Here is a 6,000-nt window from a genome sequence, read left to right as displayed (position 1 = left end):
GCTTTGATTAGACTTCGACACTTTAATCGTAGCACAAGAGGACAAATGATGTCCTTTTTACGTATAAAAATAGTGCTGATGATCATCTCATCAACACTAAAAAGTTTAGACCCGAAATAATTTCGATTAGTTGAAAGAAGAAGTGTAGGCTTCTTCTTTTTTTTGCACTTTTTTACATTTTCTTGCATTATTTTTCTGAAAACCCTTTGAAAAAGTTAGAGAATTGGAGTAAACTATATTTTACACAATAAAATGCAGACTTGTTCAAGTACAAGTATTAGTACCAACGACTGTTAACCAAGATAAATATTCTGAAACGGAACATTTCTTCTTAATTACGCTAGTATTTTACACAAAGGGACTGTGTTCCTAGTAAATTTTTAACAGGGAGATTGTAAAAAATGAAAAATGGAGCAGATAGATTAGTAGATGTTTTGACTGCCTGGGGTGTTGACCACGTTTATGGTTTGCCTGGTGATTCGATCGACACAACTGTTGAAGGAATCCGCCGTCAGTCAGATAAAATTAAGTTCATTCAAGTTCGTCATGAAGAAGTTGGGGCTTTAGCTGCCGCCGCTGAAGCTAAGTTAACGGATAAGTTAGCTGTCTGTTTGTCAATTGGTGGTCCAGGTGCCATTCACATGCTAAACGGCTTGTATGACGCTAAGATGGATCATGCACCCGTGTTGGCTTTGTTAGGCCAGGTTGAATCAAACTTATTGAACACTGGTTACTTCCAGGAAGTTAACACACCACAATTATTTGAAGATGTTGCGGTTTATAACCGTTCAGTTACATCAGTTGACCATTTGGCAGAAACTGTTGATGAAGCCATTCGGACTGCTTATGAAAAGAAGGGTGTTGCTGTTTTAACAATTCCAGATGACATCCCACAGAAAAAGCTTGCGACAGCATTTAAACCAACGGCTAATTCATTTAAGGTGCAAAAACCTGTTGTACCAATGGCAGAAGTTGAAGAAGCCGTTGAATTGATGAACCGTGCTAAAAAGCCAATTGCTTTATTTGGGACAGGAATCAAGCATTCTGGTGAGATCATGCAGCGTTTCGTGGAAACTTACAAGATTCCATTTGTCCAAACTTTACCAGCCAAGGGATTTATCCCAGATGATCATCCTAACTCATTAGGTCAGGTAGGTAAGCTAGGGACTAAAGCAGCTTACCATGCCATGAAGGAAGCTGACTTGATCGTGATGGTCGGGACTAATTATCCTTACACAGCTTATTTGCCAGAAACAGGACGTGCCAAGAGTATTCAAATCAACTTGGAACCAAGTCATTTGAATAAGCGTTACCCTGCTGATGTTGCCATCCATGGTGATGCGGGTGAAGTTGTTAGTGCCTTATTAAATAGTGGTATTCAAGCTTCAGACGGACAATTCCTTGCTAGCTGTCAAAAACGCATGGCAACTTGGAATTCATGGGTTGAAGAGAAAAAGGACCTCAAAGGTTCACCATTGGCTCCAGAAGTTTTATTTGACCAAATTAAAAAGACGGCGCCACGTGATGCGGTTTTTGCAATTGATGTCGGAACTGCTACTTCATGGAGTTCACGTTACTTGCCAGTTGGCCGTGATCAACAATACACGATTTCTGCCTGGTTAGGAACGATGGGCTGTGCTTTACCAGCTGCGATTGCTTCATCCCAAGTTTACCCAGATCGTCAAGTGATCTCAATTAATGGTGATGGTGCCTTTGCGATGGTGATGGAAGATTTCGTTACTGCTGTGAAATACAAGATGCCGCTGATCAATATTGTTTTGAATAACCGTAAATTGGCCTTTATTCAATATGAACAACAATCAGCCGGTCAAATGAATTATGCGATTGATTTGGCAGACATGGACTATGCGAAGTTCGCTGAAGCTGCGGGTGGAATTGGGTACACCGTAACTAACAAGCAAGAATTTGCGCAGGCTTTAAAGAAGGCATACAAGTCTAAAGACCGTCCAGTCTTGATCAATGCCTATGTCGCTGATGATGCTCCACTTCCTGGCCAAATCGTGGCTAACGAAGCTAAGGGCTATACTAAGTTTGGGACACAGTATCTGACTAAGAAACATCAGTTGCCTAAGTTGCCTCCAATCAAAGATATTATGCGTCATTTCTTTTAAAACATTACTTTAGTTAATATTTAACTGTTTGGTTTTTGGGATGACCGTTTGCTTATTCAACACATTTGCCAGTCAGCGTTTAACTAACAGTTAATTTAAATATTAAGCAAAAAGGCGGGAAAATTATCCTGTCTTTTTTTGCAATTATTTGGACTTTTCATGGTAAGATAGTATTTAGATTAAAAAAGGGGCTGATATTTTGTCTAATTATCAAAATTTAGATCCAGAATTATGGCAAGCAATTGCTAACGAACAACAAAGACAACAAGATAATATTGAATTGATCGCGTCGGAAAATATTGTTTCACCGGCAGTTCGAGCAGCACAGGGTTCTGTTTTAACTAACAAGTACTCAGAAGGTTATCCAGGTAAACGTTACTATGGTGGTAATGAGTACGTTGATATTGTGGAAAATCTGGCGATCGATCGAGCCAAAGAATTATTTGGCGCAGAATATGTAAATGTCCAGCCACACTCTGGCTCACAGGCGAACCAAGAGGTCTATGCAGCCTTTTTGAAGCCGGGGGATAAAATCCTAGGGATGGACTTAAATGCCGGAGGACATCTTTCTCACGGCGCTAAGGTTAATTTCAGTGGGAAATTATATCAGTCATTTTCATATGGCTTGAATCCCGAAACAGAACTATTGGATTATGATGAAGTTCTCCGAGTTGCCCGCGATGTCCAGCCTAATTTAATCGTTGCTGGGGCCTCAGCATACAGTCGCGTGATCGACTGGGCGAAGTTCCGTGAAATTGCAGATGATGTAGGTGCATACTTATTAGTAGATATGGCACACATTGCTGGCTTAGTTGCTGCAGGGCTTCATCCTAGTCCAGTACCATACGCTGATGTTGTGACTACTACGACACATAAGACTTTACGTGGACCACGCGGCGGGATGATCTTAGCTAAAGAAAAATATGCTAAACAAATCAATTCTGCAGTTTTCCCAGGTTCACAGGGTGGACCATTAGACCACGTGATGGCGGCTAAAGCAGTGATGCTGCACGAAGACTTGCAACCTGAGTTTAAAGAATATGCGGCACAGATCATTAAGAATGCCCAAGCAATGGCAGATGAATTTTCTTCTTCCGAGCATATTCGGGTCGTTTCTGGTGGGACTGATAACCATTTGATGACAATTGATTTGTCTGAGACTGACTTAAATGGCAAGCAGGCTCAAGAAGTTTTGGATTCTGTTTCAATCACAACCAATAAGGAAGCCATTCCTGCTGAAAAATTAAGTCCATTTAAGACTTCAGGTGTCAGACTAGGAACTCCAGCAATCACAACACGTGGTTTTGACGAAGCTGATTGTCGTCAGGTTGCTCGCTTGATCGTGCGTGCGATTGAAAACCATGATGATGCTGATGCGTTGGCCCAAATTAGAACAGAGGTCCATCAATTAACTGCGCAACATCCAATTGACGACTTGCTTGCTCCAGTTGAATTTAATTAAAAAGAAAAAACAAATCAAGCATTATTTATACTTTGATGGTTGATTTAGCTAAAAAAGATGAGTTCATCGCTAATGATGAACTCATCTTTTTTAGTCAAAATGTTTACCAACGATCACTAAATCGAGGTAGTTTGCGTCAATTTGGGCAACCTGGGGTAAGAATCCCCATTGAGAAAAGCCTTGTTTTTTAAATAAGCCTAGGCTGGCTGGGTTTTGTTTGAAAACAAAGCCGACTAAGTTATGCAGATTCAAACGCGGCAATTGACTGCCGACAAAAGCAAACGCCTGACTGCCAATGTGTTGCCCACGGCTATTTTGGTCAATGTAGATACTAATTTCTGCAGTTTGTTGGTAAGCAGCGCGACCATAAAAGGCCTCGAGACCGACCCAGCCGAAAATTTGTTGAGCAGTGGCATCTTGCATGACCCAAAGAGGGTATTTATCTGGAGAAAAGGCTGCAAACCATTCCTCACGGTCAGCGACAGTCACGGGTTTAATGTCAGCAGTGATATTTTTTAAGCTGATAGTTTGGTTGTAAATTTCAACGATCCGGGGTAAATCATTTTGCTGAGCGAGTTTAAAGCTAATTGACATCAGGGTGGTCTCCTTTAAATTAGTTGGTTAATACAACTTCGTATAGAATCCAGACATTCAAGCGATAAATTGTTTGATGATTAAGTTATAGTTGTATCATACAACATTGAATTTTTAGTTAATTTTATTATAGTGGAAAAAGCCAAGCAAAAACAACAAACAGATTACATTATTTTAATACAATTTTGCGTTATACTGTAACTACAGGAACTTATCAAAGGAGGAAGTAAATTAATGACAATACCTGAAGTAGTTTTAAACGACGGTTACAAGCTGCCTAAAGTTGGGTTGGGAACTTATCAATTACGTGGTGGAATGGGCTACCAGCAAATCATTTCGGCCATTAAAGATGGATATCGTTCAATCGACAGTGCCACTAATTATGACAACGAAGGTATCGTTGGGAAAGCAATTCGTGATTCTGGCGTGCCTCGTGATCAAATTTTTGTTTCATCAAAACTTCCCGGTAAATACCATCATTATGATGATGCGTTAAACGCAATTACAGAATCTTTGGCGCGGATGGGACTAGACTATTTTGACTTGTACTTGATCCACTGGCCATTACCAAAACGTAAACTTTATGTTGAGGCTTGGCAAGCTTTGATCACTGCGCAAAAATTAGGCTTGATCAAGTCAATTGGTGTATCTAACTTTGAACCAGAACATTTAGACCGTATCATTCAAGAAACGGGTGTTACACCTTCAGTAAACCAGATCGAAATTCATCCGTACTGGGTCAATGATGAACGAGTTCAGGAAAATGCCAAACGCGGAATTGTCACTGAAGCATGGAGCCCATTAGGTCGTGGAAGTTCAGCATTAAGTGAACCAATTGTGGTTAAATTGGCTGAAAAGTATCAGAAAAATCCTGGGCAAATTTTACTCAGATGGCATTTACAACGTGGAATCGTTCCACTACCGAAATCAACTAATTTAAATCATCAACGAGCTAACTTAGATGTTTTTGATTTTGAATTAACTGGGGATGAAGTTAAGGCAATCAATACCTTAAATCGTCAGGATGGACGAATTGACGGACAAGACCCGAATGAGTACGAAGAGTTTGAATAACGAGGTTAATCGGAGGTTATGTGTCAAATAATGTTGACCCCAAAAATGACCCAAATGAACTAATTTTCCATGAATTTTAGACTAAAAAGGACGCTTACTCCATTAACTTGGAATGAGCGTCCTTTGTTAATTAATTTATTGCTTGGCATCTTTAGTCTGATAAGTTCTGATTTCTGGGGGAGTATAGCCGTGCATAAATGCAAGGATTTGCGGCAGCGATTCGGAAAAAAGTAATTTTTGACGGTCAACCTTAGTTAAGAATCCATTCGTCACCATTGCATCATACATTTGTTCTAGTGGTGCGTAAAAATTAGCGACGTTATAGATGATCGATGGTGTCGGATTCTCACCGATCCGTGCCCAGGAAAAGGCTTGAGAAATTTCTTCTAATGTTCCTGGTCCGCCAGGTAGGGCCAACGAAGCATCTGCGCTGGCGAGCATTTCCTTTTTGCGTTCTGACATATCACCGACGACCTTTAAATCGGTTAAACGGTCAAAAGTAATTTGACGATCGTACAAGACTTCTGGCACGATTCCATGAACTTTTCCACCGTAATCACTGACCGTTTGGGCGAGGGTTCCCATTAACCCATATTTGCCACCGCCATAGATCAATTCTAAGTTATTTTCCACCATCCACTTGCCGAGTTGTTTAGTTGCTTGTTCAAAAAGCGGTGAGAAGCCTGAAGCGGCACCGCAATAGACTGCTAATTTGGCCATTTTTTTATTCCTCTGCGA

The 6,000-nt window shown here is 40.5% G+C and carries 6 protein-coding genes; 3 read left to right on the top strand and 3 right to left on the bottom strand.

Going from position 1 to position 6,000, the window contains the following annotated elements:
- On the bottom strand, positions 1 to 188 hold a 188-nt coding region (locus tag LPAF129_RS01035; protein WP_244054136.1), incomplete at its 3' end, for a hypothetical protein.
- A 213-nt stretch (positions 189 to 401) separates the two neighbouring features.
- Here LPAF129_RS01035 and LPAF129_RS01030 point away from each other — a divergent pair.
- Entirely contained in the window at positions 402 to 2,132 is a 1,731-nt protein-coding gene (locus tag LPAF129_RS01030) for a pyruvate oxidase (RefSeq protein ID WP_244054134.1), read from the top strand.
- A 199-nt stretch (positions 2,133 to 2,331) separates the two neighbouring features.
- Complete coding sequence (gene glyA, locus LPAF129_RS01025) at positions 2,332 to 3,594, top strand: serine hydroxymethyltransferase (RefSeq protein ID WP_244054132.1); 1,263 nt, start codon at positions 2,332 to 2,334, stop codon at positions 3,592 to 3,594.
- A 90-nt stretch (positions 3,595 to 3,684) separates the two neighbouring features.
- Here the strand turns inward: glyA and LPAF129_RS01020 are convergent, their stop codons facing one another.
- Positions 3,685 to 4,188 (bottom strand): GNAT family N-acetyltransferase, encoded by a 504-nt coding sequence (locus tag LPAF129_RS01020; protein WP_244054130.1) that lies wholly within the window; start codon positions 4,186 to 4,188, stop codon positions 3,685 to 3,687.
- Positions 4,189 to 4,422: 234 nt separating this feature from the next.
- Here LPAF129_RS01020 and LPAF129_RS01015 point away from each other — a divergent pair, with 234 nt between their 5' ends.
- Positions 4,423 to 5,262, top strand: a complete 840-nt coding sequence (locus tag LPAF129_RS01015) for an aldo/keto reductase (protein ID WP_244054127.1) — start codon at positions 4,423 to 4,425, stop codon at positions 5,260 to 5,262.
- Positions 5,263 to 5,397: 135 nt separating this feature from the next.
- Here LPAF129_RS01015 and LPAF129_RS01010 read toward each other — a convergent pair whose 3' ends face one another.
- Positions 5,398 to 5,982: an LOG family protein gene (locus tag LPAF129_RS01010; RefSeq protein WP_244054125.1), complete on the bottom strand. Its 585-nt coding sequence runs from the start codon at positions 5,980 to 5,982 to the stop codon at positions 5,398 to 5,400.
- Positions 5,983 to 6,000 lie beyond the last annotated feature (18 nt).

Origin of the sequence: Ligilactobacillus pabuli, from assembly GCF_022836475.1 — a bacterium.
GTDB lineage: Bacteria > Bacillota > Bacilli > Lactobacillales > Lactobacillaceae > Ligilactobacillus > Ligilactobacillus pabuli.
Note: the sequence above shows the minus strand (reverse complement) of the source record. Positions and strands in the feature narration are given on the sequence as shown.

Excerpts from the sequence above, each read along its gene's own strand:
- LPAF129_RS01030 (WP_244054134.1), top strand. The coding sequence starts at position 402 with ATGAAAAATGGAGCAGATAGATTAGTAGATGTTTTGACTGCCTGGGGT.
- LPAF129_RS01020 (WP_244054130.1), bottom strand. The coding sequence starts at position 4,188 with ATGTCAATTAGCTTTAAACTCGCTCAGCAAAATGATTTACCCCGGATC.
- LPAF129_RS01015 (WP_244054127.1), top strand. The coding sequence starts at position 4,423 with ATGACAATACCTGAAGTAGTTTTAAACGACGGTTACAAGCTGCCTAAA.
- LPAF129_RS01010 (WP_244054125.1), bottom strand. The coding sequence starts at position 5,982 with ATGGCCAAATTAGCAGTCTATTGCGGTGCCGCTTCAGGCTTCTCACCG.